Source organism: Campylobacter concisus (assembly GCF_003048775.2).
Lineage (GTDB): Bacteria > Campylobacterota > Campylobacteria > Campylobacterales > Campylobacteraceae > Campylobacter_A > Campylobacter_A concisus_I.
This window is the reverse complement of sequence record NZ_CP049272.1, coordinates 1,151,180-1,177,260: the sequence shown is the minus strand read 5'-3', so window position 1 is coordinate 1,177,260 and position 26,081 is coordinate 1,151,180. Positions and strand designations below refer to the sequence as shown.

General features: G+C 37.0%; 23 protein-coding genes, 1 rRNA gene and 1 pseudogene. 10 read left to right on the top strand and 15 right to left on the bottom strand.

Going from position 1 to position 26,081, the window contains the following annotated elements; genetic code table 11:
* Positions 1 to 98: 98 nt before the first annotated feature.
* Positions 99 to 217, top strand: a 5S ribosomal RNA gene (gene rrf, locus CVT17_RS05885).
* A gap of 224 nt (positions 218 to 441) precedes the next feature.
* Complete coding sequence (locus tag CVT17_RS09585; RefSeq protein ID WP_107770208.1) at positions 442 to 885, top strand: ComEA family DNA-binding protein; 444 nt, start codon at positions 442 to 444, stop codon at positions 883 to 885.
* A 341-nt stretch (positions 886 to 1,226) separates the two neighbouring features.
* Here the strand turns inward: CVT17_RS09585 and truA are convergent, their stop codons facing one another.
* Genes truA through glmU form a run of 7 tightly spaced genes read right to left on the bottom strand, consistent with a single transcriptional unit; the run spans position 1,227 to position 7,599 of the window.
* Entirely contained in the window at positions 1,227 to 1,958 is a 732-nt protein-coding gene (gene truA, locus CVT17_RS05875) for a tRNA pseudouridine(38-40) synthase TruA (RefSeq protein ID WP_107770209.1), read from the bottom strand.
* Positions 1,958 to 2,986, bottom strand: a complete 1,029-nt coding sequence (locus tag CVT17_RS05870) for an LptF/LptG family permease (RefSeq protein ID WP_107859038.1) — start codon at positions 2,984 to 2,986, stop codon at positions 1,958 to 1,960. Before CVT17_RS05870 ends, truA begins: the two co-directional genes overlap by 1 nt.
* A complete protein-coding gene (locus CVT17_RS05865) occupies positions 2,979 to 3,767 on the bottom strand; it encodes a prepilin peptidase (RefSeq protein ID WP_107859046.1) in 789 nt (262 codons plus the stop codon). The genes CVT17_RS05870 and CVT17_RS05865 overlap by 8 nt, the downstream gene beginning before the upstream one ends.
* Before the next feature lie 7 nt (positions 3,768 to 3,774).
* A complete protein-coding gene (gene uppS, locus CVT17_RS05860) occupies positions 3,775 to 4,446 on the bottom strand; it encodes a polyprenyl diphosphate synthase (RefSeq protein ID WP_107859039.1) in 672 nt (223 codons plus the stop codon).
* Positions 4,447 to 4,449: 3 nt separating this feature from the next.
* Positions 4,450 to 5,136 carry a hypothetical protein gene (locus tag CVT17_RS05855; protein ID WP_107859040.1) on the bottom strand — a complete coding sequence of 229 codons (687 nt, stop codon included), beginning with the start codon at positions 5,134 to 5,136 and terminating at the stop codon, positions 4,450 to 4,452.
* A complete protein-coding gene (gene coaBC / locus CVT17_RS05850) occupies positions 5,133 to 6,305 on the bottom strand; it encodes a bifunctional phosphopantothenoylcysteine decarboxylase/phosphopantothenate--cysteine ligase CoaBC (RefSeq protein ID WP_107859041.1) in 1,173 nt (390 codons plus the stop codon). The genes CVT17_RS05855 and coaBC overlap by 4 nt, the downstream gene beginning before the upstream one ends.
* The gene (glmU, locus tag CVT17_RS05845; protein ID WP_107859042.1) at positions 6,292 to 7,599 is read right to left on the bottom strand and encodes a bifunctional UDP-N-acetylglucosamine diphosphorylase/glucosamine-1-phosphate N-acetyltransferase GlmU; all 1,308 of its coding nucleotides are present in this window, start codon (positions 7,597 to 7,599) and stop codon (positions 6,292 to 6,294) included. The genes coaBC and glmU overlap by 14 nt, the downstream gene beginning before the upstream one ends.
* A gap of 136 nt (positions 7,600 to 7,735) precedes the next feature.
* Between glmU and CVT17_RS05840 the strand changes: the two genes are divergently transcribed.
* From CVT17_RS05840 to CVT17_RS05805, 8 genes are read left to right on the top strand one after another with little or no spacing between them, the layout of a single operon-like run.
* Complete coding sequence (locus CVT17_RS05840; RefSeq protein WP_021091276.1) at positions 7,736 to 8,503, top strand: motility protein A; 768 nt, start codon at positions 7,736 to 7,738, stop codon at positions 8,501 to 8,503.
* The gene (locus tag CVT17_RS05835) at positions 8,503 to 9,282 is read left to right on the top strand and encodes a flagellar motor protein MotB (protein ID WP_107859043.1); all 780 of its coding nucleotides are present in this window, start codon (positions 8,503 to 8,505) and stop codon (positions 9,280 to 9,282) included. The genes CVT17_RS05840 and CVT17_RS05835 overlap by 1 nt, the downstream gene beginning before the upstream one ends.
* A gap of 2 nt (positions 9,283 to 9,284) precedes the next feature.
* Positions 9,285 to 10,016 carry a flagellar type III secretion system pore protein FliP gene (fliP, locus tag CVT17_RS05830; protein WP_107859044.1) on the top strand — a complete coding sequence of 244 codons (732 nt, stop codon included), beginning with the start codon at positions 9,285 to 9,287 and terminating at the stop codon, positions 10,014 to 10,016.
* Positions 10,016 to 11,281 carry a TolC family protein gene (locus CVT17_RS05825; protein ID WP_107770214.1) on the top strand — a complete coding sequence of 422 codons (1,266 nt, stop codon included), beginning with the start codon at positions 10,016 to 10,018 and terminating at the stop codon, positions 11,279 to 11,281. Before fliP ends, CVT17_RS05825 begins: the two co-directional genes overlap by 1 nt.
* On the top strand, positions 11,278 to 12,021 hold the full coding sequence (locus tag CVT17_RS05820; RefSeq protein WP_107770215.1) for an efflux RND transporter periplasmic adaptor subunit: 744 nt from the start codon (positions 11,278 to 11,280) through the stop codon (positions 12,019 to 12,021). Before CVT17_RS05825 ends, CVT17_RS05820 begins: the two co-directional genes overlap by 4 nt.
* Positions 12,018 to 15,044, top strand: coding sequence for an efflux RND transporter permease subunit (locus CVT17_RS05815; RefSeq protein WP_107770216.1), 3,027 nt, complete (start codon positions 12,018 to 12,020; stop codon positions 15,042 to 15,044). The genes CVT17_RS05820 and CVT17_RS05815 overlap by 4 nt, the downstream gene beginning before the upstream one ends.
* Complete coding sequence (locus CVT17_RS05810; RefSeq protein WP_107770217.1) at positions 15,041 to 16,276, top strand: TolC family protein; 1,236 nt, start codon at positions 15,041 to 15,043, stop codon at positions 16,274 to 16,276. The genes CVT17_RS05815 and CVT17_RS05810 overlap by 4 nt, the downstream gene beginning before the upstream one ends.
* Positions 16,269 to 17,132, top strand: a complete 864-nt coding sequence (locus tag CVT17_RS05805; RefSeq protein ID WP_087586594.1) for an EamA family transporter — start codon at positions 16,269 to 16,271, stop codon at positions 17,130 to 17,132. The genes CVT17_RS05810 and CVT17_RS05805 overlap by 8 nt, the downstream gene beginning before the upstream one ends.
* On the opposite strand, the gene CVT17_RS05800 is transcribed toward CVT17_RS05805, so the two are convergent.
* From CVT17_RS05800 to CVT17_RS05765, 8 genes and pseudogenes are all read right to left on the bottom strand, one after another.
* The gene (locus CVT17_RS05800; RefSeq protein ID WP_107859045.1) at positions 17,129 to 18,403 is read right to left on the bottom strand and encodes a ComEC/Rec2 family competence protein; all 1,275 of its coding nucleotides are present in this window, start codon (positions 18,401 to 18,403) and stop codon (positions 17,129 to 17,131) included. The genes CVT17_RS05805 and CVT17_RS05800 overlap by 4 nt on opposite strands.
* Positions 18,403 to 19,815: a replicative DNA helicase gene (locus CVT17_RS05795; RefSeq protein ID WP_072594392.1), complete on the bottom strand. Its 1,413-nt coding sequence runs from the start codon at positions 19,813 to 19,815 to the stop codon at positions 18,403 to 18,405. The genes CVT17_RS05800 and CVT17_RS05795 overlap by 1 nt, the downstream gene beginning before the upstream one ends.
* Positions 19,816 to 19,825: 10 nt before the next feature.
* Positions 19,826 to 20,884 (bottom strand): flavodoxin-dependent (E)-4-hydroxy-3-methylbut-2-enyl-diphosphate synthase, encoded by a 1,059-nt coding sequence (ispG, locus tag CVT17_RS05790; protein WP_107770220.1) that lies wholly within the window; start codon positions 20,882 to 20,884, stop codon positions 19,826 to 19,828.
* A 67-nt stretch (positions 20,885 to 20,951) separates the two neighbouring features.
* Positions 20,952 to 22,046, bottom strand: a complete 1,095-nt coding sequence (locus tag CVT17_RS05785) for a hypothetical protein (protein ID WP_107770221.1) — start codon at positions 22,044 to 22,046, stop codon at positions 20,952 to 20,954.
* Positions 22,047 to 22,056: 10 nt separating this feature from the next.
* Positions 22,057 to 23,518 (bottom strand): annotated as a pseudogene (locus tag CVT17_RS05780) (MBOAT family O-acyltransferase).
* A 51-nt stretch (positions 23,519 to 23,569) separates the two neighbouring features.
* Positions 23,570 to 25,423 (bottom strand): primosomal protein N', encoded by a 1,854-nt coding sequence (locus CVT17_RS05775; RefSeq protein ID WP_107770223.1) that lies wholly within the window; start codon positions 25,421 to 25,423, stop codon positions 23,570 to 23,572.
* Complete coding sequence (locus tag CVT17_RS05770) at positions 25,423 to 25,839, bottom strand: type II secretion system protein (RefSeq protein ID WP_103592913.1); 417 nt, start codon at positions 25,837 to 25,839, stop codon at positions 25,423 to 25,425. Before CVT17_RS05770 ends, CVT17_RS05775 begins: the two co-directional genes overlap by 1 nt.
* Positions 25,836 to 26,072: a hypothetical protein gene (locus CVT17_RS05765; RefSeq protein WP_054196819.1), complete on the bottom strand. Its 237-nt coding sequence runs from the start codon at positions 26,070 to 26,072 to the stop codon at positions 25,836 to 25,838. The genes CVT17_RS05770 and CVT17_RS05765 overlap by 4 nt, the downstream gene beginning before the upstream one ends.
* Positions 26,073 to 26,081: the final 9 nt, after the last annotated feature.

The window sequence follows — 26,081 nt, the reverse complement described above, 5'->3', positions numbered from 1 at the left end:
TAATAAGATATGTTTTTGCAAAACTTTGTTTATGACTTTTAACTTTATCAAGTAGTGTTAAATAAGAGATTTATCTAATATATCTTTTATTTAACACTGCCCGTGACTATACAGACGAGGAAACGCCTTGCTCCATCTCGAACCAAGAAGCTAAGCTCGTCCTGGCTGATGATACTCTCCCTTACTGGGATGTTGGAAAAGTAGGTCGTTGCGGGCTTTGTTAATTTTTAATCTTCTTTGTCTAAACAATTATCTTTTAAAATATTATTTCTTAATTTATAACAAAATATCAAATCTTATATTTATTTATTTTTTAAATAATCAGACTTTTTATCTCTATGTTTATAAATATCTTTTAGCTTATGCTCTTTTATGCGAGTATTGACTAAAAACACCAAATATGATAGACTCCAAACCCAAATTTACCCAAAAAGGACAAAAATGAAAAAGATTATATTCTCACTATTAGCAGCAGCTTCTACATTACTAGCAGCCATAAATTTAAACACCGCCACAAAAGAAGAGTTAATGAGTTTAGATGGTATAGGATCTTCAAAGGCAGATGCAATAATAGAGTATAGAAAAGCGAATAAATTTAACTCAATAGAAGACATAAAAAATGTAAATGGTATAGGCGACAAGACATTTGAAAATTTAAAATCAGATATATCAGTATCAGGCACTACAAAGATAGATGACACAAAATCAAAAATAAAATCTAAAAAAGATGAGATAAAAGAAAAAGCAAGTAAAAAGAGTGATGAAGTAAAAGAGAAAAAAGATAGTGTTAAAGACGATAGTATAAAAGAGATAAAAGATAAGAAAGAAAAGCTAAAAGATAAAGCACAAAAGAGTAAAGCTAAAAAAGAGAAAAGCAAAGAGTAATAAAATCTAGAAATTTATAAAAATTCCTACATAAAGATACATAAAAATAGTTAGGAGCGCATAGCGTTCCTAATAAATAAAATAGATTGATTTTTTATATATCAGCCTACTTTTTAAATCTTATAACTTAATCTGCTTACTTTTTAAGTTTACAAATTAATAAGTTCATCTAATAGATCTTGTAAAGTAATGCTTCTTAAACTATCCTCTAAAGCTTCTTGTGCTTTTAGGAGGGGGGTGGTTAAGAAAGTAGGAGAGTGTGTAAACTAGCTAAGAATCTTAACTTATAAGATTTTCTATTTAATATTTTAAATAAGCTTACTATTGAATATTCTAAAAACCTAGTTAAATTTATAAAAAACTCTATTTAGATAAAGCCCTTCAGCTGGAGCTGGGATACGAGTTAGGGCAGAGCATCCATTAAGCGAAGCATTGATGAGCTCACTACCATTTTTGATACTCAAAGCTTTAAGTAGATTTGCAACCATAAGCCGTACTTGAGCGCGCAAAAAGCCATTCGCTTTAAAAACGATGATAGTTTGGTTTTTGTATTCATAACAAAATGCCTTAAAAATTTCTCGCACTGGGCTTTTTGTATCACTTCCTGTTTTCATATAGGAGCTAAAATCATGCTCACCAACAAAATTAGATAAAATTTCATTTGCTTTTTTGATATCAAATTTTGGCAAAAAGACTTTATAGTTTGAGCCAAAAACATCAAATTTTCCGTGATCTATAATGTATCTATAAGACCTTGCTACGGCGTCAAATCTTGCTTGAAAATTTTCATCAACTAAATTTATACGTTTTATATGAATATTTGGATGAGCATGGCGGTTGATTAGCTCTTTTAGATGCTCTAAATTTTTAAAATGATCGCCACAAATTACGCTTGAGCTTTGATTGATCGCATGGACGTTTTTGTCTGTACGTGAGCTAGAGACTATTTTTTCAAATATTCCGACGTGAGCTAGGGCACGCGAAAGCTCATCTTCTACGCCATTTTCATGCGGTTGAGTTTGCGAGCCTTGAAATTTGGAGCCATCGTAGCTATAAATTAGTTGGATTTTCATTAGTATCTTCGCATGATCTTGGCTTTAAAAAGTAAAATTCCTGCCAATAAAAAGACGAAAAATATGAGTGGAATCGCAAAAGCTGGCTTTGATGAAAATAGCATTATGAGCGTAAAATACCCAAATAAAACGCCAAATGTCCCAACATAAACCATGCCCTTTTCATATCTATAAGTAACGATGCCAAAGCTTATAGCAAAAAGTGTACTGGCAAGTGGAAATAGTGCAACAAGTACATACGTACTAATATCTTTTCTTCTTTTTTCGCTACTATTTGCCTCCGTCCAGTACTCTTTTATACTGCCTATATTGCTTATCTCTTCACTTTGGGCAGTCCTTATCTTCATAGATTTGAAGTTACTTTGGTGATAAATTTCATCTTTTATGTCATACATTTTTCCATCTAATAAAGAGAGTTCGATGCTTTGATTTGTATTAGTGATCTTTGCATTTTTTGCAGTGATTAAGCGTTGGGAGTCTTTAATGTAAGGATTAAACATCACGATATCTTTATAAGTAGTGCCGTTGTTATCTTGCATTTCACTACCCACATAGACCATCCAGTCAGAGAATTTTTGTCCAAACTGAGTTGGCTTTAAATTTAGCTTTGCAACAGTCTTTTTATAATCAATAAAATTTGCATTTAGCTGTGCGGCTATTGGTATCATTATGGTAGCGATTACAAGTAGAGCGGTGCTTAAAAATGCTGAAAATATTAAGAAAAATTTAGCAATCTTATTTGGTGAGCCACCAAGCGTAAAAATAACGATACTTTCATTCTCTTTTGATAATCTAAAAAGAGTCATCGCAAGTGATACAAAAAATGCGATAGGCACAACAAAAAGTAGTACGCGTGGAAGCATAAATGAGTAGAGTTTAAAAAGCTCGCCAAAGCTGATCTCAATGTAAGAAGTGATGCGCGCGATCTGGATGAAAAATACGATCGACATGATCAAAAAAAGCGTACTAAATAGCGACGCAAAAGTCCCTATGAAGTTAAACAAAAGATATCTGTTCACTCTACTCATAAATAAACCTTAAAATTTCTAAAATTTGCTCTTTAAAAGCGTATGTAATAAGTAAGCCAAGACTTAAAAATGGCACAAAGGCTAGCTCGTAGCCCTTTTTTTGAACGACCGCATAGACTGGAAGTGTAAAAAGTGCTGCAAGATAGATCGCCACTAGAGCCAGTTTGACTGGCAAGATAGCTCCGATGATCGCTGCTATAAAGATATCTGCGCTACCCATCGCTTCTCTTTTTATGGCAAGGCTTACGACAAATCTAAGCGCCCAAAAGATAAGTGCAAAAAGGAATAAATTTAAAATTTGGGCAAAATTTCCTTTAAATATAAAAAGCATCAAAGCGTAGATAAAAGCGAAAAATAGCGCCGCAAAAAGAAGCGGATCTGGCACAGCTTTATATCTTATATCTATGACGCTAAGAGCTAGCAACATAACAAAGCAAGGCCCTAAAAATAGCGCGTAAAGCAATGTTTCTACACTTAAAATTTCGCTACATTCTTTAAAAAAACAGATTAAAAAAAGTACCCCAGAAACTAACTCGATTGCTGGATAGATGAGGCTTATTTTTTGCTTGCAAAAGGCACATTTGCCACCTAAAAATATCCACGAAAAAATTGGAACATTGTGATAAAAATTTAGCTTGTGAGAGCAGTTTGGGCAGTGAGAAGCTGGAAAATTTATATTTTCATTCCGTGGCAAGCGATATATCAGTACATTTGAAAATGAGCCCACGCAAATACCCAAAACAAAAGCAAAAACGGCAAAAAAGATGACTAAATTATCCATTATCTCGCTAAACTCCGCCAAATCTTCGCTCTATGTTTTTAAATTTGCTAACGATATTTGCAAGCTCATCCTTGCTAAAGTCAGGCCAAAGTGTGGGCGTAAAAAATAGCTCTGCGTAGCTTGCTTGCCAAAGCATAAAATTTGAGAGCCTACTCTCGCCACCAGTTCTAATGAGAAGATCCACCGGCTCACTCTCATCAAGTGCTGCATTTAGACTTGCTTCACTTATCTCACAGCCTTTTAAATTTAGTTTTCGCACAGCTCTTATGATCTCATCTTTTGAGCCGTAGTTTATAGCTAAATTTAATAATAAATTTTTATTCTCTCTTGTTGCATTTTTGGTGATTTCTATCTCGTTTTTTAGCTCGTCGCTAAATGGTGAAATGTCGCCGATTGTGTTAAATTTGATCCCATTTTTTATAAAATCATCACGCTTTAAAATGAGAAATTTCTTAAGCAAATTCATCAAAAACTCGACCTCTTTTTGCGGCCTTTTCCAGTTTTCAGTACTAAACGCGTAAAGGCTTAAAATTTTCACTCCATTATCGATACAAAATTCGCACATATCGCTTACTACATTTGCTCCAGCTTCGTGCCCATTTGTCCGTAAAAATCCACGTTTTTTAGCCCAGCGTCCATTTCCATCCATGATAATAGCAAGGTGGTTTAATTCATTCAATCTTTAGCCTTTTATATCAATAATTTGTTCTTTTTTGCTCCAAAGAGCACTCACATTTTGCACTGTTATGTTGGCGCTAAATTCACTTTTTAACAAGCTAGCTACATTATTAAATGGAGTCGTGATCTCGTATAAAACTTCGTCTTTAAATTTAAAAATAAGTGGAGCAAAATTTGAAAATATTAAAAAAATTTTCATATTACTCTCCTCTTTTTTTAGCTGAAAAACGCCGTTTATGCCATTATAAATAAATGGTATATGCAAGACATTTTCTTGCAAAGCAAAGAGCATTTTCGCTAGCACTTTCATCTCGTCTTTTGTCTTAGCTTCACTTAAGCTTTTAAATAAATGGTCATAAAGCCACGATAAATTCTCATTTTCTATCAAATTTTCGATAAGATTTAGCCCATCAGCCAAGACATCTTCGTCTAAAATTCTTGGCTTTTCGTATAAATTTTTTATGACGATATTTTCGCCCTGGCTTTGCACCTCGCCCCAGTATCTCGAGCCTACGTTTAGCTCTTTTGCGCTTTTTGTGTTTAAATTTCTATTTGCAAAATTTAAAATGTATCTGTTAAAACCGATCTTTTGGCTTACCAAGATACTAAGTGGAAGTGACGAATTTATAGCTACTAACGGAGAATTTGCATTTTTTGCTATTTTTTGAATGCGAGAAATTTTCTCTATCATAAATTTGCCGCTAGCTCCACGATATGTCTTGCGATCTCGTCTTTTGTGGCAAGCGGCAGCAAAGTTTCACTATTTTTCGTGATGAAATTTACCTCATTTTGCTCGCTTGCAAAGCCATTTTTCTCACCCAAGATATTTAGGCAAACTGCGTCAAGCCCCTTTTGCTCTAGCATTGCTCTAGCGTTTTTGTGTGCGCTCTCGCTTGAGATTTCAAGCTTAAAGCCGATCTTTTTGCATTTAAATTCTTTTAAGCTTTGCAAAATATCGACATTTCTCTTTAGACTTAAGCTTAAAATTTCGCCGACGTCCTCTTTTTTTATCTTGCCATCAATTTTTGTCGGCATAAAATCGCTTACTGCAGCACACATCACAAGTAAATTCGCGCTCTCGCACTCGCTCTTGCAAAGCTCTAAAAGTTCGCTGCTTGAGCTAAATTTTAAAATCTCAAATGGCTCGTTTGCGGTTTCAAAGCTAGCAAGTAGCGTAACATCAGCACCAGCGTAGTAAAAAGCCCTTGCAATCGCCATCGCCATCTTACCGCTTGAGAAATTTGTAATAGCTCTAACGTCATCTATCTTTTCTGTCGTTGCGCCACCAGTGATCACTACTTTTTTGCCTACAAAAAGAGGCTTGCTAAGCTTTTTTATTGCCGCTTCAACTATCACTTCAGGGCTTGCAAGACCGCCCTTGCCAATATCTCCGCAAGCTAGAGTTTTTAAAACCGGCTCAACTATTAAGGCGTCGTTTTTCTTTAAAATTTCAAGCGAATTTTGCGTCGCGAAGTGCTCGATCATATTATTATTTGCAGCAAGGGCTACAACCAAAGGCACGTGTGAGGCGGCGATTAGCGTTTGCATAAAGACATTATCGCAGATGCCAGCTGTTAGCTTATTTATCGTATTTACCGAGGCAGGTGCGATTAGGACTAGATCCATTTTAGAGTAGGCTATGTGATTTACGCCGTCTTGCCAGTTTTGCGTTTGTGAGCTTAAAATTTTATGCTCGCTTAACGCTTCAAAGCCGCTTACACTACAAAATTCAAGCGCTCCGTCACTTAAAGCCACATAAACATCAGCGCCTTGTTTTTTAAGCAGCGATAAAATTTCGAATGCCTTGTAAAAGGCGATACTGCCGCAAACGGCTAGTAAAATTTTCTTATTTTTTAACATCGTCTTTGCCAAAGAATTTCTCAAAAAAGCCGCTTTTGTTCTCTTGGCGACCTCTGCTGATAGCTAGAGCGCCGCTCTCAACGTCTTTTGTGATGGTGCTACCAGCTGCGATGATGACGTTGTCAGCGATATTTACAGGGGCGACTAGTTGCGTATCTGAGCCAACAAAGACGTTTTTGCCGATCTTGGTTTTGTATTTTGCCTTACCGTCGTAGTTGCATGTGATCGTGCCACAACCGATGTTTGTGCCACTTTCTATCTCACAGTCACCAAGATAGCTTAAGTGTCCAGCTTTTACGCCGCTAAGAACGCCTTTTTTAACCTCGACGAAATTTCCTATATGCGTGTCAGAAATTTCAGAATTTGGTCTGATGTGAGCTAGCGGACCGATGTCTGAGTTTTTGATGACGCTGCTTTCTATCACCGATGAGCTTTTGATGATGCTCTCTGTGATGACGCACTCGCCAAGGATACTTACGTTTTCTTCGAGTACGCACTCGCCTTCAAATTTGGCTCTGCTGTCTATGAAAATGCTCTCAGGCATGCGCATCAAGACGCCAGCTTTCATCAAATTTTGCTTGATCTCATCTTGCATGATCTTTTCTGCAATGCTAAGCTGAAATTTATCATTTATGCCCATGAAATTTTGCTCATTAACATTTACTGCGACGCACTTTAAGCCCTTTTCATTTGCTATTTTTATGGCGTCAGTTAGGTAGTACTCTTTTTGTGCGTTTTGGTTGCTTATGAGTGGTAGAATTTGCTCTAGCGCCTCGCGTTTAAAGCAGTAGCAACCAGCATTTACGCTTTTTATCGCAAGTTGCGCTTCGCTTGCATCTTTTTGCTCGACGATGCCTTCAACTTTGCCGTTTTTTATGATGACTCTGCCGTAGCCAAAAGGATTTACTGCTTCAAATGAGCTCATAACCACGTCAGCTTCGGCATTTGCTAGACGCATTAGATCGGTTGATTTTACAAGAGGCATGTCGCCACAAGTCACAAGCACCTTTTCGCCGCTTAAATTTACGCTTTTTATCGCTCCAGCAGTGCCTGGGAAATTTGCTAGATCTTGCTCAAAAATTTTAGTTTGAGGAAAAATTTCTTTTATCTTTTTGCTAATTAACTCTTTTTCGTAGTGAAGCACGACACTAACGTCATTTGTTATCGCATAAGCTTGCTTTAAGATGTGAATGATCATCGGCTCACCGCAAAGTTCAAATAGAACTTTTGGACGTTTTGATTTCATCCTGGTACCAAGACCAGCAGCTAGGATTATGATTGAAGTATTGTTCATTTTTAAGCCTTTTAACGTTAAAAATTTCGCAGATTGTAGCAAAAAATGCCAAACATTTTTTTTAATTTAACGATTGTTTCAACAAAAAGCTAATAAAATAGCAATTCTTAAGAATTTATAAATAAAGTGAGCTTAAATGGATTTAGGAACCGTCGTCGGCTGGGTTTTGACCCTGGTGCTTTTGTTTGGATCAATGGCGATAGGCGTTGGTATAGGACCATACATCGATATCCCTTCTGTGATGATCGTTTTTGGTGGTACTATCGGCGTTATGATGGTTGGCTTCAAGATGGAGACGCTTAAAGGAATTGGTAAATTTTATGGCATTGCTGTTAAGCCATCAGTCGTAGTAAATTTACCTGAGACTATAAAAAAAATAGTTGATTATTCAACTAAAGCTAGACGTGATGGTATCTTATCGCTCGAAAGCGAAGTAAATAATGAGACAAATCAGTTTTTAAAAAGAGGCCTCTCAATGGCGGTCGATGGCAATGAGCCAGATGCGATAAGAGCGCTTTTAGAGATCGATATCGATCAAACTAGTACAAGACATTCAAATAATATTAAAATTTTTGAGCAAGTTGGCGGTTTTGCGGGTGCTATGGGTATGATAGGAACGCTCATTGGTCTTGTTGCGATGCTTCTTAACATGTCAGATCCTAGTGCGATTGGCCCATCAATGGCGGTTGCCTTGCTTACGACGCTTTATGGCGCGATGATAGGTAACATCATAGGTGCACCTGTGGCAAACATCCTCTCTATTCGCGATGCTGATGAAGCACTTGAAAAACAAGTTGTACTTGAGGGTATTATGTCGATACAAGCAGGCGATAATCCAAGAACGCTTGAAGCTAAACTATTAGCATTTTTACCACCAAAAGATAGAAAAAGTCAGTTTGAATAATGGGTAAGTTAATAAAACCAGAAGAGTGTCCAAAATGTATGCCTGAGTGGCTAGCTACTTTTGGCGATCTTATGTCGCTTTTGCTTTGTTTTTTCGTTTTATTACTTTCTATGGCGACAATGGATGCTAAAAAGATGGAGGCCGCTGTTGGCTCACTAGCTGGTGCTTTAAGTGTGCTTGAAGGTGGTGCTAGGCCTGAAAATCAGATAGAAAAAGAGACGGATCCAGAAAATACTCGTGCAAAAAAGATAAGTAAGCAAAAGGGCTCACAAAGTGAGCTAAATATGAATGTTAAAAAGATAAATGAATTACTAGCTGCTAGCGGGGCACCTGAAATTACGATGGAAGAGAGTGAAGATGGCTTTATCGTAAGGCTTCCAGCAGCTATGCTTTTTGAGAAAGATAGTGCTGAAATTTCTGGTGAAGATGCGAAGCTATTTTTAAAACGAATAGGCATGATTGTGGCGAAAATGCCTAATGATGTAAAAGCCGATATTATCGGCCATACAGATAATATAGAACCAAGCAAAGACTCAGCTTATAAAAATAACTGGCAGCTCTCAACTGCAAGGGCTTTAAGCGTGGTTGAAGAGCTAATCAACGATGGCGTGCCACAAAATAGAATAATAGCTTCTGGCAAAGCTTCGTTTGATCCGATCGCTAGTAACAGCACAGAAGATGGCAGAGCTAAGAACAATAGAGTAGAAATTCACTTCATATCGCTTGAGCCAAAAAATAAAGAGGCTACTAAGAAAAGTATCCTTGATATGAGGAATTAGTCGTGAAAGCACTGCTTGCTTTAGCGGTTTTACTTTGCACGGTTTTTGGAGCTGATCCTACGCTACCAACTATAAATTTAAGTCTAAATTCTCCAACAAATGCCGAGCAGCTTGTAAATTCTTTAAATGTTTTACTAATCCTCACCGCACTTGCACTTGCTCCTTCGCTCATTTTTATGATGACAAGTTTTTTAAGGCTTGTTATCGTATTTTCTTTTTTACGCCAAGCGATGGGCACGCAACAAGTGCCTCCTTCAACAGTGCTCATCTCGCTTGCGATGGTTCTTACATTTTTTATCATGGAGCCAGTTGGACAAAAGAGCTATAATGATGGCATAAAGCCTTATATAGCTGAGCAAATAGGCTATGAAGAGATGCTTGATAAGAGCTTAAAGCCTTTTAAAGAATTTATGGTAAAAAACACAAGAGAAAAAGACCTTGCGCTTTTCTTTAGGATTAGAAATTTGCAAAATCCAGCCAATATCGAAGAGATACCGCTAAGTATTGCAATGTCAGCTTTCATGATAAGTGAGCTAAAGACATCTTTTGAGATAGCGTTTTTGCTCTATTTGCCATTTCTTGTCATCGACATGGTCGTAAGCTCAGTGCTGATGGCCATGGGTATGATGATGCTTCCTCCTGTAATGATCTCACTACCATTTAAACTGCTTATATTTGTGCTTGTTGATGGCTGGAATTTGCTAATAGGAAATCTTGTAAAAAGCTTTCACTAATGAAAAAATTTTTATTCATTTTTTTGCCGGTATTTTTGCTTGGTTCAAATTTAAGTGTGATCGCAAACAAAGCAACGCAAAATGAAATTTCAAAGATCAAAGAGCTTGAGCTAAAAAGAGCAAATTTAAACGATGAAGCTACATTAAGCTCATATATGCCAAGCCTTAGCTTAGAGGGCTCATATGGCAAAAATGCAAGCACTTTTCCAAGCATAGTTGCCAAAGAGTCAGCCGGCGTGCTGGCTAGAATTGATTTTTTACTATATGATGGCGGGGCTAGAGAGGCTAAGCTAAAGATGAGCCAGCTTTTAAAAAACAAAGCCGTGATCGCAAGCGATGAAGCCAAAAACTATCTTGCACTTAAGGCTGTAAATTTATACTTTAATGCTCTAGCGCTTGAAAATATAATCGCGGCCAAGCAGGCTCAGGCAAATTTTTTAAAAGGCGTTTTAGATAAGCTTGAAAAGGCAAACAAAGCAGGCCTTGCCGCAAAAGATGAGCTTGAGAATGTAAGGGCTAAATATTACTTAGCTAATAGCACGCAGCTTGAATACAAAAACAAAATGGAGCAAATCTTAAATGAGATAAATTTGCTAACTGGTGAGAAAATTTTGCCAGTAGCCGGAGCAAAGATGGCTGATATTAGCTCAAATTTAGCTTCAAAAAATGCCGAGCTTGATAGACTAAGCCAAGATATATTTTTAGGCGAGGCCAAGCTTAGTGAGGCAAAGGCTGGTTTTTTGCCTCAAATTTTGCTTTATGACACATATGGATTTTATAAAAATAATTACGACATCGACCTAGGCAGGCTTAGTTCTTACCGCTCATACGTGGATAAATATCTAAAAGAAGATACTCATGGTAATAAATTTGGTATCGCTTTTAAATGGAAAATTTTTGATTTTTTTGCCACTAGCAAGATGAGTCAGACCCAAAAGATCGCTCTTGATGAGGCAAGGCTAAATTTGGAGTATAAAAAGCGTGAAAACGAGACAAGGCTTAAAAATTTGCAAAGTGAAATCGTGGTGCTTACTTCAAAAATTGCTTCACTAAACGAATATGTAAGAGCAAGCGATTTGGCATTAAAAGCTAGCTATGAGAAGTATAACTCTGGGCTTTTGGGATATAGCGATCTGCTTGAGGCGCTTTCTCAAAAATTTGATGCCATTAGCCTTTTTGAGAGTGTAAAAGATGAGTTTGAGATCAAAAAAGCGGAGTTCTTTTTTGAGAATGGCGAGCCGATTTTAGAGAGGATTAGAGATTGAAAAAGCTGATAATTTTAATGATATTTGGCATTTTTTCATTTGCTAGTGAAGAGATTTTTGCTGATTTTGAAGTCTATGCCAAGCAAAGCTCAAAGCTTGCATTTGAGAGCAGCGGCAAGGTGGATAAAATTTTTGTAGATGTATCAAGCCACGTTAAAAAGGGCGACACTTTAGCTAGCCTTGATCAAAGTAGCCTAGAAATCGCTCTTAAAAAGGCAAAAAATGATCTTGAACTAGCAAAAAATGCTAGTGAATTTGCAAAAAATACTTTAAACAAATTTACTCAAGTAAAGGATGTCACTTCAAAGCAAGAATTTGACGAAGTAAAGTTTAAATTTGACGAAGCGATACTTCGGGTTCAAAGTGCACAAATTGCTATTTTAAGTGCGCAAGATCGCCTTAAAAAAGCTGTTTTAAAAGCTCCATTTGATGGTGTTATCGCTAGTAAAAACATTGAGCTTGGAGAGGGTGTTTCGCCGCTTCAGCCAGCCTTTGTCTTAAACTCCGAAGAGGCTAAAATTTTAATAGCGATCGATGAAAAATATGCAAATTTAGTAAAAGTTGGCGACATGTTTAAATTTAAACTTGACGCAACAAACGATGAAAAAGAGGTAAAAATCGCACTCATCTATCCAGAGATTAAAAGAGAGACCAGGAAATTTTACGCCCAGGCTTATGACAGCGGACTAAAGCCAGGCATGTTTGGTCAAGGCAGAGTGCTAGTTAGTAAAAGAAAATGATAAAAACAGCCATAAATCGCCCTATAACTACGCTTATGATATTTTTAAGCCTCGTTGTCTTTGGTATTTACTCGCTAAAGACGATGAATGTAAATTTATATCCGCAGGTAAATATCCCGATAGTAAAGATCACGACCTACGCAAACGGCGATATGAACTATATAAAAACTAAGATCACACAAAAGATCGAAGATGAAATTTCAAGCATTGAAGGTATCAAGAAAATTTACTCAACAAGCTTTGATAATCTAAGTGTAGTTAGCATCGAATTTGAGCTAAACAAAGACCTAGAGAGCGCCACAAATGACGTCCGCGATAAAATGCAAAAGGCACGCCTAAACGCAAACTACGAGATAGAAAAGCTAAATGGGCTCTCTTCATCTGTCTTTAGCCTCTTTATCACAAGGCTTGATGGCAACGAAACTAAGCTTATGCAAGAGATAGATGACGTGGCAAAGCCATTTTTAGAACGCATTAGCGGCGTTTCAAAGGTTAAGACAAATGGCTTTTTAGAGCCAGCGGTGAAGATTTTACTAGATAGATTTAAGCTTGATAAAAATGCCCTTAGCGCAAACGAAGTGGCAAATTTGATAAAGGTTGAAAATTTAAAAGCACCGCTTGGCAAGATAGAAAATGAAAAAATCCAAATGGCGATCAAGTCAAATTTTAGCGCCAAAAGCATAGATGAGATAAGAAATTTAACGATCAAACAAGGGGTCTTTTTAAAAGATATCGCAAGTGTTGATCTCGCTTACAAAGACGCAAACGAAGCAGCGATAATGGATAAAAAAAATGGCGTCTTGCTTGGCCTTGAGCTAGCTCCAGACGCAAACGCTCTAACCATGATCGCTCTAGCTAAGTCAAAGCTAGATCAGTTTAAAAGCCTGCTTGGTAACGAATACAACGTAAAAGTAGCTTATGATAAGAGCGAAGTGATACAAAAGCACATCGATCAAACCGCCTTTGATATGATCCTTGGCGTCTTGCTGACCATCGTGATCGTCTATCTTTTTTTAAGAAATTTCTCGATCACCATCATCTCAGTCGTAGCGATACCAACTAGCATAGTAGCGACATTTTTCATCATAAATGCCCTAGGCTACGACATAAACCGCCTAAGTCTCATAGCGCTCACACTTGGCATCGGAATTTTCATCGACGACGCGATAGTTGTCACCGAAAATATCGCTAGTAAGCTAAAAGATGAGCCAAATGCCCTAAAAGCAAGCTTTGCAGGCATAAAAGAGATAGCATTTAGCGTCTTTGCGATCTCGCTCGTGCTGCTTTGCGTCTTTGTGCCAATAGCCTTTATGAGTGGCATCGTTGGAAAGTACTTTAACTCATTTGCCATGAGCGTGGCAGCTGGCATCGTCATCTCATTTTTTGTGAGCATCTTTCTTGTGCCAACACTAAGTGCTAGGTTTGTAAATGCCAAAGAAAGCAGCTTTTTTCAAAAAAGTGAGCCCTTTTTTGAGGCGCTTGAAAATGGCTATGAGAAAATTTTAGCCTTAGCGCTTAAATTTAAGCTCATATTTTTAGCCATAACGATTGTGGTCGTTGTTTGCTCGTTTGGGCTGGCTAAATTTGTAGGCGGTGACTTCATGCCAAGCGAAGATAACTCGGAGTTTAATATCTACTTTAAGCTTGATCCTGCCCTTAGTCTGGAGGCTAGCAAGCAAAAGCTAAAAGATAAGATCGCGCTTGTAAATTCAGACAAGCAAGTAGCTTACGCCTACTTCATCCTTGGCTACACAGACGCCAAGCAGCCTTATCTTGTAAAGGCTTACGTTAGGCTAAAGGAGCTAAAAGATAGAGCTAATCACGAGCGGCAAAACGCTATCATGCAGAGGTTTCGTGACAAGCTAAAAAGTGATGATATGAGCGTCATCGTGGCTGATCTTCCGGTGGTTGAAGGTGGCGATGTGCAACCAGTTAAGCTTACTATCACATCTGAAAATGGCAAAGATCTAGAGAAATTTGTGCCAAAGATCAGCAAGATGCTAAAAGAGATAAATGACGCAACGGACGTAAATTCGCCCGAAGAAGATCTGCTAAAGCGTGTGCAAATTTCTATAGATGAAGATAAGGCAAAAAGGCTAAATTTAGACAAAGCCAGCGTTGCAAGCGCCGTTTATAGCGCATTTGGCCAAAACGAGGTCTCTGTTTTTGAAAACGAAAATGGCAAAGAGTATGAGCTTTATATGCGCCTTGATGATAAATTTAGAAGCGATACAAATGATATTTTAAAGACCAAGATAAGAAGCAAAGAGGGCTTTTTCGTGACACTTGGTGACGTAGCGACGATTAGTTTTGAGCAAAAGCCAGCTAGTATTTCGAGATTTAATAGAGCTGATGAGATAAAATTTCTAGCAAATACCAAAAATAACGCTCCGCTAAATAGCGTGGCAAATGAAATTTCAAAGAAGCTTGATGAAATTTTGCCAGCAAATTTCAAGTATAAATTTCTTGGATTTGTCGAGCTGATGGACGATACGAATGCCTCTTTTATCTTTACAGTAAGCGCTAGTGCGGTGCTTATTTACATGGTGCTAGCTGCACTTTATGAGAGCTTTTTGCTGCCATTTCTCATTATGTTAGCCATGCCGCTTGCCTTTTGTGGCGTCGTGATTGGCCTTTTTATAAGCGGCAATCCATTTAGTCTATTTGTCATGGTTGGCGTCATCTTGCTCTTTGGCATGGTCGGTAAAAACGCCATTTTGGTGGTTGATTTTGCAAACCACTTTGCAAATAGCGGCATGGAGGCGAACGAAGCTGTGAAAATGGCTGCAAAAAAGCGACTAAGAGCCGTTTTGATGACAACTTTTGCGATGATATTTGCCATGTTGCCACTTGCCCTTAGCAGGGGTGCTGGCTTTGAGGCAAACTCACCTATGGCTATAAGTATCATCTTTGGGCTCATTAGCTCGACCTTGCTAAGCCTACTTGTCGTGCCAGTGCTCTTTGCATGGGTTTATAATCTTGATAAATTTATAAGAAAATTTTATGAAAGGGAGAGAATTTGAAGAAAATTTTAACAGTTTTGCTCTTTGCTTTGCCTCTTTGGGCTGGAAATTTACTAGAGATCATCGCTCTAGCGCAAAGTGCAAGGCTTGAGAGTTTAAAAGAATTTAATAAAAATGAATATATAAATAAAAATAAGAGTAAAAAGCTAAATTTATCCCTTGATGGCAGATATACCTTTGTACCTGATGAGATAAAGGGCGGATATATGACAAAGGCAGGCTCGATCACGGCAAAGGTTGAGTATCTTATCTTTGATGGCGGTGCGAGCGAGGCTGCTGATAAAATTTTAGATCACAAAGGTGTGGAGAAAATCTACAAAGATGAAGAGCTGATGAACCTCACTGCTTTTCAGATCGCAAAGGTCTATTTTAATGCCGTTGCCCTAAATTCACTTATAAATTTAGAGACAAAATTTGTCGATAGCTTTGCTAAGGCTGCGGCTGAAAATGAGTTTTGGTTTGAGTATGGCGAGATAAATAAAGCTGAGTTTGATGCGATAAATTTCACTCTTAGTAAAAAAAGAGCTGAGCTTGACGAGCTTGGGCTTAAGCTAGCCGAGCTAAACTCAAGGATAAATTTGCTCTCAAACGGCGAGATCGGCTTTAACGCTGGCTCAAAGATAATGATGCCTGATTTTAGTAAAGATGATATAAGCGCAAAACTTGGGGCAATGGAGCAAGAAAAATTTATAAAAGAGCAAGAAAATGAGAAGCAAAAGAGCAAATTTGCTCCAAAAATTTACTTAAAAGATACGCAAAGTGTGAATAATAACAGCTTTAAAAAAGGTGAGAGGACGACTTCGCAGATGATAGGCGCTTACGCTGATGCGAACAAGCCTAGAGTGGAGTTTGAGTGGAAGCTACCTGATAGCTTAAGTCTTAGCAAGCAAAGTCAAGTTAAACGCATTGAAGAGCAAAAGGCGGCACTTGATCTAAGCGATGAGGAAAATAGGATAATCACTCGCCTAAAAGAGCTAGAAAGCACGATCAAAGGCTTAAGTGCAAAGTTAAATTTGCAAGATTTGAAGCAAGATAAGCTTGATAGTGATTTTATTGATCTGCTAAATGGCTATCTTGATGGCGAGATAAAATATGAAGAATTTTTGTTTGTGAGTGAGAAAAATTTTAGTGATAGGGCAAATTTCATACTTGATGGCGATCTACTTGAGCTAAATAAACTTGAGTACTTTTTCGAATGTGCAAGAAAAATAAACGAGGTGATAATTGAATAAACTGATCTTTGTAACCATTTTATGGGCGTTTAGCTTTAGTTTGATAGGTGAGTTTTTAGCTGGCAAGGTTGATAGTTATTTGGCTGTTTTTATTCGGGTTGCGCTTGCGAGCTTAGTCTTTTTGCCATTTACAAAATTTCGTGGCATCAGCCCAAAACTAGCATTTGGCATCATGGCGATCGGAGCGGTGCAAATAGGACTTATGTATCTATTTTATTACAATTCATTTTTGTATCTAAGTGTGCCAGAAGTCGCACTTTTTACCATTTTTACGCCGTTTTATGTGACGCTCATCTATGACGCATTTAGCTTTAAATTTAGACCACTTTATCTATTTAGCGTTGGCGTTGCGGTTTTTGGAGCTTTGGTTATAAAATACGGTGCTATAAACGATGGTGTATTAAAGGGCTTTTTGCTAGTGCAAGCGGCAAATATCTGCTTTGGAGCAGGGCAGAGCGCATATAAGGCACTTTTAGAAAAATTTGACGTGGATCAAAAAAATGTCTTTGGCTACTTTCACTTTGGTGCATTTTTTGTAGCTGTCGTTGCGCTTCTTACTCTTGGCAACCCAGCCAAATTTTCACTTACTTCAACGCAAATTTTAGTGCTTCTCTGGCTTGGAGTGGTCGCTAGTGGGCTAGGGTATTTTATGTGGAACAAAGGTGCTTGCGAGGTTGATAGCGGTGTGCTTGCCATCATGAATAATGCTCTCATTCCAGCTGCCATCATCGTAAATTTAGTCTTTTGGCAAAAGGATACAGACTTAACTAGGCTAATTTTAGGCGCTGTTATAATGTATATATCTTTGATAATTCACAACAAGATAATGAAATTTTATGGTATGAAGATCGCTTAGGCGTAAATTTTATAGCTAGCAATAGCAAAGCACAAAAGCCCAAGCAGCGGTAAAATGTAGAATATGGATCTAAATTTTATAGCTAGAAGTGAAGCGATATTATAAAAGATAAAAATAATAGCTGGCACAAAAATTTTAGTCGAGCTTAGTCTAAAATTTAAAACATTATTTAGCAAGCCATCAAAAATGTCGCCATACGAAGCGATATGAAGTGCAGCACTTAATGGATAAAAAACGCTAAAGATGTAGTTGATAGCAAGGACGCTAAGCTGCTGTAAGCTAATGAGCGGAAAGAAATAAAGCACGCAAATTTCCATTGCAAAGCAAACATATAAATTTAAAAGTATAAGATGGACGAAGGGTGAAAATTTATCTTTTAGGTGTTTAAAATATAAAAATATGTAAAAAACGCCCATGAGTGAAAAGTAAAAACCTATGCTAAAAAGTAGCTGTGGAAAGAGCGATATACTAACAAGTGCCACTATAAAAAGTGTCTTGAAGTTTAAAATTTTGACGCCTTTTAACGTGCAATAAAATCCTAAAATGCTCATTAAAAATGCTCGCAAAAAGCTTGGTATAAAGCCTATTATAAAAAAGTAAAATGACAAGACTATAAAAACGACAATGGCTAGATCAAAGTTGTAGTTTCTAAAAGGTAAAAATCTCGCATATAAAAATTTTAAAAGCGGCCTAAATACAAAAAATATAACCGCACTTATAAAACCTAAATGATAGCCACTTATGGCTATAAGATGCGCTATACCAAGGTGCGAGACATCATCTCTTAGCTTGCCGTCAATACTTGTGCCTAAAAATAGAGCCGAGTAGAGCTGTGAAATTTTACTATTTTCATGCTGGGCGTAGATTAGTGATTGTAATTTTTGATTGATATTTAGCGTGGCTTTTTGTGGCAGTTTTTCGCGTGAAAAGCTAGGCATGTAAAAGGAGGAAGCAAGATAGTCTTTAAAACTAACGTCTAAATTTATGACGCTTAGAAATATATTATCTCCAGCTTTAAAGTCATCTGTTTTAGCTCCAAGCGTATAAAATGTAAACTCATCAGTTTTAAGCTTTAAAATTTGCCTTTTCTTGCCGTCATCTCCAAGCTTTTCATAGCTAGAAATCACGGTTGCTGTTAGCTCTTGTTCGCCTTTGTCCATAAAAATTTGATATTTATGATAGCTAATAGCCAAATTTATAGAAAAAACGCAAAGGCAAAACAGGCAAAATATAGTAAAAATTTCTCTATTTTTTAAAGCTTTAAAACGCATCAGCCTTCAAATGAAACATCAGATACAGGCATTGCAGACATATCTTCAAATCTTGAGTGTTGCTTTTGAAAGAGCACATCAACTGAGCCAGTTTCACCATTTCTGTTTTTGCCAACTATGATCTCAGCCTTTTCTTGAAGCTTATTAAAGACATGATTACTTTTATACTCTTTGCCCTCGGCACTTGCGCGTTTTTCTTTCTCTTTTTCTTCTTGTTCTAGATAAAACTCATCTCTATAAACAAAAAGAATAATGTCAGCATCTTGCTCGATTGCGCCTGACTCTCTTAGATCGCTTAGCATAGGGCGTTTATTTGCGCGAGATTCAAGGCTTCTGTTTAGCTGAGAAAGAGCGATGATTGGCATATCTAGCTCACGTGCCAAAAGCTTTAATCCACGAGAAATTTCAGCTATTTGGACGTGACGATCAGCGTAGTTATTTGTACTCATCATAAGACCGATGTAGTCAATCACGCAAAGTGAAATTTCAGGATGCATAGCCTTTAGTTTTCGCATTTGTGTTCTTACTTGATGGATGTTTACATAGCCGCTATCATGTACAAAAAGCTTGCTAGCAGCAAACTCTTCGCAAGCATCGCTAAATCTAGCCAACGCTTCATCATCCATCTTTGCAGTCATTATGTCTTGAAGCGGGATAGAGGTCTTGCTTGCTAGCATTCTCATCATTATTTGCTCAGCTGGCATTTCAAGCGAGAAGAAAACAACTCCGGCATTATTTTTTAAAACCTGACTCATAAAATTTAAACAAAGTGTCGTTTTTCCCATGCCTGGACGAGCTGCGACGATGATGAGGTCTCCATTTTTAAAGCCCTTTATCATTTCATTTAGCTTCTTAAATCCAGTATCAAGCCCAACGATATCTTTCTCGCCAAGTAAAGCTTGAGCATTAATATGATCCATCATTTTCATGATGATCTCTTTGCCTTCTTTTATAACTCCAGTGCTTCCACCTTCTATCAAAGAGTAAAATTCCTGGCTAAGATCATCGACCATATCGCGGCTTGGCTTATCTTCATTTACTTTGCTTGGTATGTTGTGAGCGATTTTTACAAGACTTCGTTTTATGGATTTTTCTCTTAGTTCGTTTGCGTATTTTTGAATGTCTATTAGGGAATTTGTGCCCAAAATATCTAGTATTAGCTCTTCGTCGTATTTTTCGCCAAGTCTATTTTTTAAAAATGGCATAGTTATAGGATCATCGCTATTTAGGCAAGCTACCATTGCATCGTATATTTGCGAATGCCCTTTTAGATAAAAATCCTTTGCCTTAACAATGTCAAAAATTTCACCTAAAATATCGTTGTTTTGCAAAATGGAGCTTAGTATAGCTCGCTCCATATCAATGTCGTAAAGGTTGGTAAATTCTATCTCGTTAACTCTTTGCTTTGCCACAACTTTTCCTTTAGTCCCTACTTTTTATCTCGTCATCGATCTCTTGTAAAAATCTATCTACAAGCTCGCTCTCAGGCAGTCTTGCGACCACTTCGCCGTGACGCATGATCATGCCATTTCCTTTGCCAAATGCTATGGCAACATCTGCGCCTTTTGCCTCACCGATCGCATTTACCACGCAGCCCATGACTGAGACGTTTAACGGCTCTTTTATACCTTTTGTTTTTTCTTCTACGAGCTTTACTGCCGCCATTAGATCAGCTTGCAAACGCCCACAAGTTGGGCATGAGATAATATTTAGTCCCTCTTTTTGGCGGCCACTATCTTTTAAGATCGCCTTTGCGACTTTGATCTCCTCTTCAAGCTCGCCTGTAATGCTAACTCTCATCGTATCGCCGATGCCTTCAAGCAAAAGCCCACCAAGAGCGATCGCGGACTTGATAGTCGCGTGAAATGTCGTACCTGCCTCAGTAACGCCAAGGTGAAATGGATAGTTTGTCTTTGGGCGAAGCGCTCTATAAGCTTGCATCGTGCGTTCAACGTCGCTTGATTTAAGCGAAATTTTGATATCTGTAAAGTCAAAATCCTCAAGAAGCTTGATGTTATACATCGCACTCTCCACCATGGCCTCCACCGTGCGGCCGTAGCGGTCCTCAAACTGCTTTTCAAGTGAGCCAGAATTTACACCTATGCGGATAGGTAAATTTCGCTGTTTGCAGGCATCAACGACTACTTTTATGTTTTTGGCTGAGCCGATGTTGCCTGGATTTATGCGGATAGCATCGACAAATTCGCTAACTATAAGCGCGTAGGTGTGGTTAAAATGAATGTCTGCAACGACTGGAATAGGTGAGCCTGCAACTATCTGTTTTAGCGCGCTGGCGTCCTCTTTGTCAAAAACTGCGCAGCGCACGATGTCACAGCCTGCAAAATAAAGCCTTTGTATCTGCTCTAGCGTACCTTTTACGTCTTTTGTCTTTGAAAAGGTCATCGACTGCACGGATATTGGTGCGTCGCCACCTATTAAAACATTACGAATTTTTATCTGTTTTGTTGGGTATCGTTGCAAAATTTTACCTTTAAATTTTTATTGGGGATTATATAAAATCTTGGCTTTTAAATAAATTTGTTTAACCCTAATCCCCAAAAACTTCTTGCCTATATTCTTGAGTGTTTATAAATTTACTTCGAAGGCTCTTTTGTTTTTCTATGTGAGCATCAATATTTTTACTAGTTATTTCTACGCCAAAATCTTTGTAGCTACTTTTATTCATAAGTCTATCTAATACTATATTTCCAAGTTTTGGTGTATAGTGACTACTTTCAAAATAAAATTTCATTTTGGCACCATCAGTAGGTATTTTTTCATTAGTTATCTCGTGATAAACGGCAAAATCAACTACTCTAAATGGCTTTTTATTGTATTTTTTAGCCACTTTTTCTACTGTTAATACGATATCCTTTTTCCATTTATACCAAGTATCAAGTCCAATAAAATAATCAAGAGATTCCCAAAGTCGTATGTGGGATGGATTAAAGATTATATCCGTATCCACATCGTTTTTATAAGCTATTTCCAAAAGCTCTTCAAAATCAAGAAAACTATTTTTACCAGTGTTGGTATAGGTATAATTTTTTGAATTGTTCTTGTAATAATCTTTTTCTACTGATTTGAATTCATTTGCATAATTATTATGCTTAAGAAAAAGTATTGTGTTGCCGTTATGTAAAACAGCGGCATTTCCATTTTCAAACATTGTCTTAAAACTATCCATTAAGGCATCAAGACTAAAGATATATTTTATTTTACTAGAATTACTTATTATTCCATCATTCTCTTTATCTTTTTGGCTGAACATCCTGTAATCAAGGCATAGCAAAACATGTTTTAAATTTTTTTGTTGTATTGAAAGTTCAAATAGCTGTTTGTTTTCATATATGCTTCCACCACTAATTGCAAGATTATATGAGACAGGTTTAAAATATTCATGACTAACATCTATGCCATATTTTGGTCTTGATGTTCCTAGTGCAATTGAAAATGGCTTTATTTGTTTTATTATTACAGGTTCTATTTCTCTTGATTTATCGTAAATTGTTACCTTTCTAAAATTAAATAAGTTTACTTCATATATGTAATAAGGATTAATTGTAAAAATTATCAAGAAGGTTAAAATAAATAAAATTATTGTCGTTATAATCCAAATTCTTATCCATTTTATAGGTTTCATTTTATATCCTTTAGAAATTAAAATATAGGAATTCGGAGATCTTATTTAGTGAAAGAATGGCTAATGTAAAAAAAATAACAGTAGATAATAGAATATTTCTAAAATTAAATTTTTAATTGTTCTAGTTTTTTTATACTATTTTTTTAAACACCAAAACTAAAATAAAGCCAAGTAACATGAATAAAAAAGTATTTTTATTTCCAACTCTTTCTATAAAGTTATTAAAACCAACTCCATATTTAGATAAAAACTCAAGCTTTGCTGCTAGAAAATTTGGTAAAACTATTCCACTAAGCCCAAACATCCCTTTTAGTACTTTTAAAGCGTCATCCCAGTTCTTAGCTCTAAAAAAGACCCATGCGATATTTACGAAGTTAAAGGTTATAAACCAAGCTACGAATTTATTTAGTTTAAAGCCCAGCTCGCTCCAAATCCTTTGTATAACCAGGGCTACGCCGTGCAAAAATCCCCAAAAGACAAATGTCCAGCCAGCCCCGTGCCAAATACCGCCTATTACAAAAGTCGCCATTAAATTTATATACGTTCGCACCTTGCCTTTGCGGTTGCCGCCAAGCGGGATATAGACGTAATCTCGTAAAAATCTACTCAAAGTAATATGCCACCTACGCCAAAAGTCTTGAATATTTAAGGCTTTATAGGGTGAGTTAAAATTTATTGGAAGCTTTATATTAAAAAGAAGCGCCGCGCCGATAGCCATATCGCAGTATCCACTAAAGTCAAAGTATAGCTGAAATGTATAGCTTAGGCTAGTCGCCCAAGCTTCAAAGAAATTTAAAACGATAGCGTTATCAAATCCGTTTGTTGCCCAAATAGCAAAATTATCAGCGATAACTACCTTTTTAAAAAGACCTATCGAAAAGATAAATAGACCAAGCGCTATATTTTTGTAGTTGATTATTTTATTTCTAGCATTTGCAAACTGCGGCATCATCTCTTTGTGATGCACGATCGGACCAGCGATTAGCTGCGGAAAAAATGTAACAAATAAGCAGTAGTTTAAAAAGTCATACTGCTTCGTACCCCCCCCCCATAGCACTATCAACCAAATAGGCTATTTGCTGAAAAGTAAAAAACGAGATCGCAAGAGGCAAAAGTAAATTTAAATGAGATATATGAGTATTAAAGATAAAATTTACATTGCTTATGAAAAAATCTGAATATTTAAAATATCCAAGGAGTATTAAATTTGCCGTAATCCCTAGTATAAGAATAAATTTTTTAGAAATTTTACTATTCTCTTTATTTAGCTCCACTCCAAAGCAGTAGTTAAACACCATGGAGCCTAAGATTAGCGGCAGATAAAGGACATTCCACCAGCTGTAAAAGAAGAGAGATGACAGTACCAAAAATCCTTTCGCTACTTCTGTAAGACGCTTTTTATTTAGATAAAAGTATATAAAAAATGTAAATGGCAAGAATAAAAATATAAATTCGTAAGAGTTAAAAAGCATTGATGTATCCGTTAAATTTTTGGCGAGATTATAGTAAACATTAGCTAATCCCTAACTAAAGTTGACCGGGTCTATATCAATATCGCTAAGTTCGCTTTTGCAGAGGTTTGCAGCTTTTAAAAGAGGTATATGAGAGTTTGAGCGGAGTAAAATTTCATATCTAAATTTGCTTCCAAGATACTCTATCTGGCACTTTCCGTATCCTATGATCTCAAGCTCATCGCTTCTTAAAGGTTCTATTCTTTGCACAAATTCATTCATTGTATTTTTTACTATGTTTTCATCTTTATGCGAGATGATAATGCGAAGAAGCCTGATAAATGGCGGATAAAGCCCCTCGCGGTAGCCAATCTCTTCTTTTAGAAATGCGTCATAATCACTGATGTAGCTCTCAAAAAATTCTCTTTGTTTGCTTTGAATGATAACTCTACCAGCCCCGTTTCTGCCAGCTCTTCCAGCTACTTGCATGGCAAGAGCGAGCGTTCGCTCTCTGGCCTTATAATCAGGAAAATTTAAAAGCTCGTCAAATCCCATGATGACAGCAAGCTCTACGTTGTGATAATCATGCCCTTTGCTTAGCATTTGCGTACCAAGCAAGATATCTATCTTGCTGTCGTTAAATTCCTTCAAAGCCTTTACGAGCTTGTTTTGCGTCGTTATTTCATCTCTATCAAATTTAGCGATCCTAGCATTCGCAAACTCAGCTTGCAGCCGCTCAAGTAGCTCGCTAGTGCCAATTTTTTTGGCCTCTATCATCTCGCTACCGCACTGGTGACAAATTTTTGGCACGGCCATTTTATGCTCGCAGTATTGACACTTTAGCACGTTTTGTTTTTTGTAATAGCTCATACCGATGCTGCAAAATGGGCACTTTAACGTTTCACCGCAGTTTTTGCAGACTAGATATTTAAAATTTGCCCTTGTTGGCAGGCAGATGACAGCTTGCTTTTTATTCGCGAGTGTTTTTGAAATTTCATCTTTTAAAATTTCACTAATTCCGGTCTCGCTCTCATCGAAAATGTAATTTTTTTGCGAATCAAAATATGTCCCTTTTAAGCGAAAATGCTCCTGCTTGTAAAAGCTAGTAAGGCTTGGCGTGGCACTTCCAAGCACCACTTGTAGATCAAATTTACTAGTTAAAAAGAGGGCAAGATCTCTTGCGTTGTAGTGTGGCTTTGAGCCTGTATTTTTATAGCTATCGTCGTGTTCTTCGTCTATGATGATAAGTTTTAGCTTCTCAAGTGGCAAAAATAAAGCCGATCTCGCACCTGCAACGAGCCTAATTTTGCCACTTTTTATATCTTTTAAAATTTGCTCTTTTTTCTTTGATGTTATCTTTGAGTGCCAGACTGCTACTGCCTCACCAAAGAAGCTCTCAAGGCGTTTTTGCATTTGTGGTGTGAGTGAAATTTCAGGCATTAAAAATAGCGCTTGGCTGCCTGCGTTTAAAATTTCTCTAATCTTTGCTATGTAAATCTCGCTTTTTCCGCTTCCAGTGTCGCCAAAGATGAGTGAAATTTTACGTTTGTTTATAAAATCCAAAGCCTCTTGCTGTTTTTTGCTTAGTTTGGGTGTCACATTAAAATTTTGATTTTCATAAATTTTATCTACTGCAATAGTGTCATTTGGTTCAAATAAATTTAGGCTGACGCCAAGCTCGCATGTGTAATATTTTGAGATAAATATTGCCAATTCGCTTTGCATTGAAGTTAGATTAATCGGTAGAATTTCTAAAATTTTGCTTGTTTTAAACTCTGGTTTGCCAGTCTCTTTTACGATAAAAGCAGTAAGAATTTTTCCTCTTAAAGAAGCCTTTACGCCTTGAAATTTTTCTAGTTTTTGATCGCTTTCATAAGTGAGCGGGGCTAAATTTAGCCCATAAAATGCGAGTATGTAATAATGCATTACTGAAGTGATTTGCAAATTTCATTTTCATCACTACAACCAAAATCACCAGTATTTTTGTCGTATTTGAAATTTGCTACTTTGCCATCTAGTCTAAATGTGTATTTGTCATCACTTATTCTGTGCCAGCCATTTTTGCTACCGCTATCTTTTATCGGTATATTTATAACATTTTTAAAGAGTTTACTTGGATCGCCATCGTCTAGTTTTTGTGGAAATTCTGGCTTTGCTTGCAAGATATTGTCATTGTATTTTAGTGAAATTCCGCTTCTTATGGCAGCAAGTTGAGTTTTTGCATTTGAGACGGTAGCATCACTTCTAGAAAAAAATAGTCTAGGTATAGCGACTGTGCTTAAAATACCTAGTATAACTACTATAAATATTAGCTCAAGCAAGGTGTAAGCTCGTCTTTTCATCTCTCTTCTCGCTTTAATATCTCATCAACGTTGCCAGTTAAATTTTTTACTGCCTTTATCACAGCATAATTTTCATAACATTTTTCTATAAAGGCATTTAAAAGCTCTTTTGGCTCGATAAATTGGCGTCCGCCCATTAAATTTTGCCAGTCATCTTCAAAGAATTTAGCAAAATCATCATCAAGCGTGATCGTATAGTCGCGAGATGATATCGTGAGCGTAATTTTTTTCATATTTTAGCC

Bases quoted from the DNA above. Each gene is read 5' to 3' on its own strand.
- CVT17_RS05840 (WP_021091276.1), top strand. From the start codon at position 7,736: ATGGATTTAGGAACCGTCGTCGGCTGGGTTTTGACCCTGGTGCTTTTG.
- truA (WP_107770209.1), bottom strand. From the start codon at position 1,958: ATGAAAATCCAACTAATTTATAGCTACGATGGCTCCAAATTTCAAGGC.
- CVT17_RS05825 (WP_107770214.1), top strand. From the start codon at position 10,016: ATGAAAAAATTTTTATTCATTTTTTTGCCGGTATTTTTGCTTGGTTCA.
- CVT17_RS05870 (WP_107859038.1), bottom strand. From the start codon at position 2,986: ATGAGTAGAGTGAACAGATATCTTTTGTTTAACTTCATAGGGACTTTT.
- CVT17_RS05800 (WP_107859045.1), bottom strand. From the start codon at position 18,403: ATGCGTTTTAAAGCTTTAAAAAATAGAGAAATTTTTACTATATTTTGC.
- CVT17_RS05765 (WP_054196819.1), bottom strand. From the start codon at position 26,072: ATGAAAAAAATTACGCTCACGATATCATCTCGCGACTATACGATCACG.
- CVT17_RS05775 (WP_107770223.1), bottom strand. From the start codon at position 25,423: ATGCATTATTACATACTCGCATTTTATGGGCTAAATTTAGCCCCGCTC.
- CVT17_RS05770 (WP_103592913.1), bottom strand. From the start codon at position 25,839: ATGAAAAGACGAGCTTACACCTTGCTTGAGCTAATATTTATAGTAGTT.
- CVT17_RS05785 (WP_107770221.1), bottom strand. From the start codon at position 22,046: ATGAAACCTATAAAATGGATAAGAATTTGGATTATAACGACAATAATT.
- CVT17_RS05815 (WP_107770216.1), top strand. From the start codon at position 12,018: ATGATAAAAACAGCCATAAATCGCCCTATAACTACGCTTATGATATTT.
- coaBC (WP_107859041.1), bottom strand. From the start codon at position 6,305: ATGTTAAAAAATAAGAAAATTTTACTAGCCGTTTGCGGCAGTATCGCC.
- glmU (WP_107859042.1), bottom strand. From the start codon at position 7,599: ATGAACAATACTTCAATCATAATCCTAGCTGCTGGTCTTGGTACCAGG.
- CVT17_RS09585 (WP_107770208.1), top strand. From the start codon at position 442: ATGAAAAAGATTATATTCTCACTATTAGCAGCAGCTTCTACATTACTA.
- CVT17_RS05855 (WP_107859040.1), bottom strand. From the start codon at position 5,136: ATGATAGAGAAAATTTCTCGCATTCAAAAAATAGCAAAAAATGCAAAT.
- CVT17_RS05865 (WP_107859046.1), bottom strand. From the start codon at position 3,767: ATGGATAATTTAGTCATCTTTTTTGCCGTTTTTGCTTTTGTTTTGGGT.
- CVT17_RS05835 (WP_107859043.1), top strand. From the start codon at position 8,503: ATGGGTAAGTTAATAAAACCAGAAGAGTGTCCAAAATGTATGCCTGAG.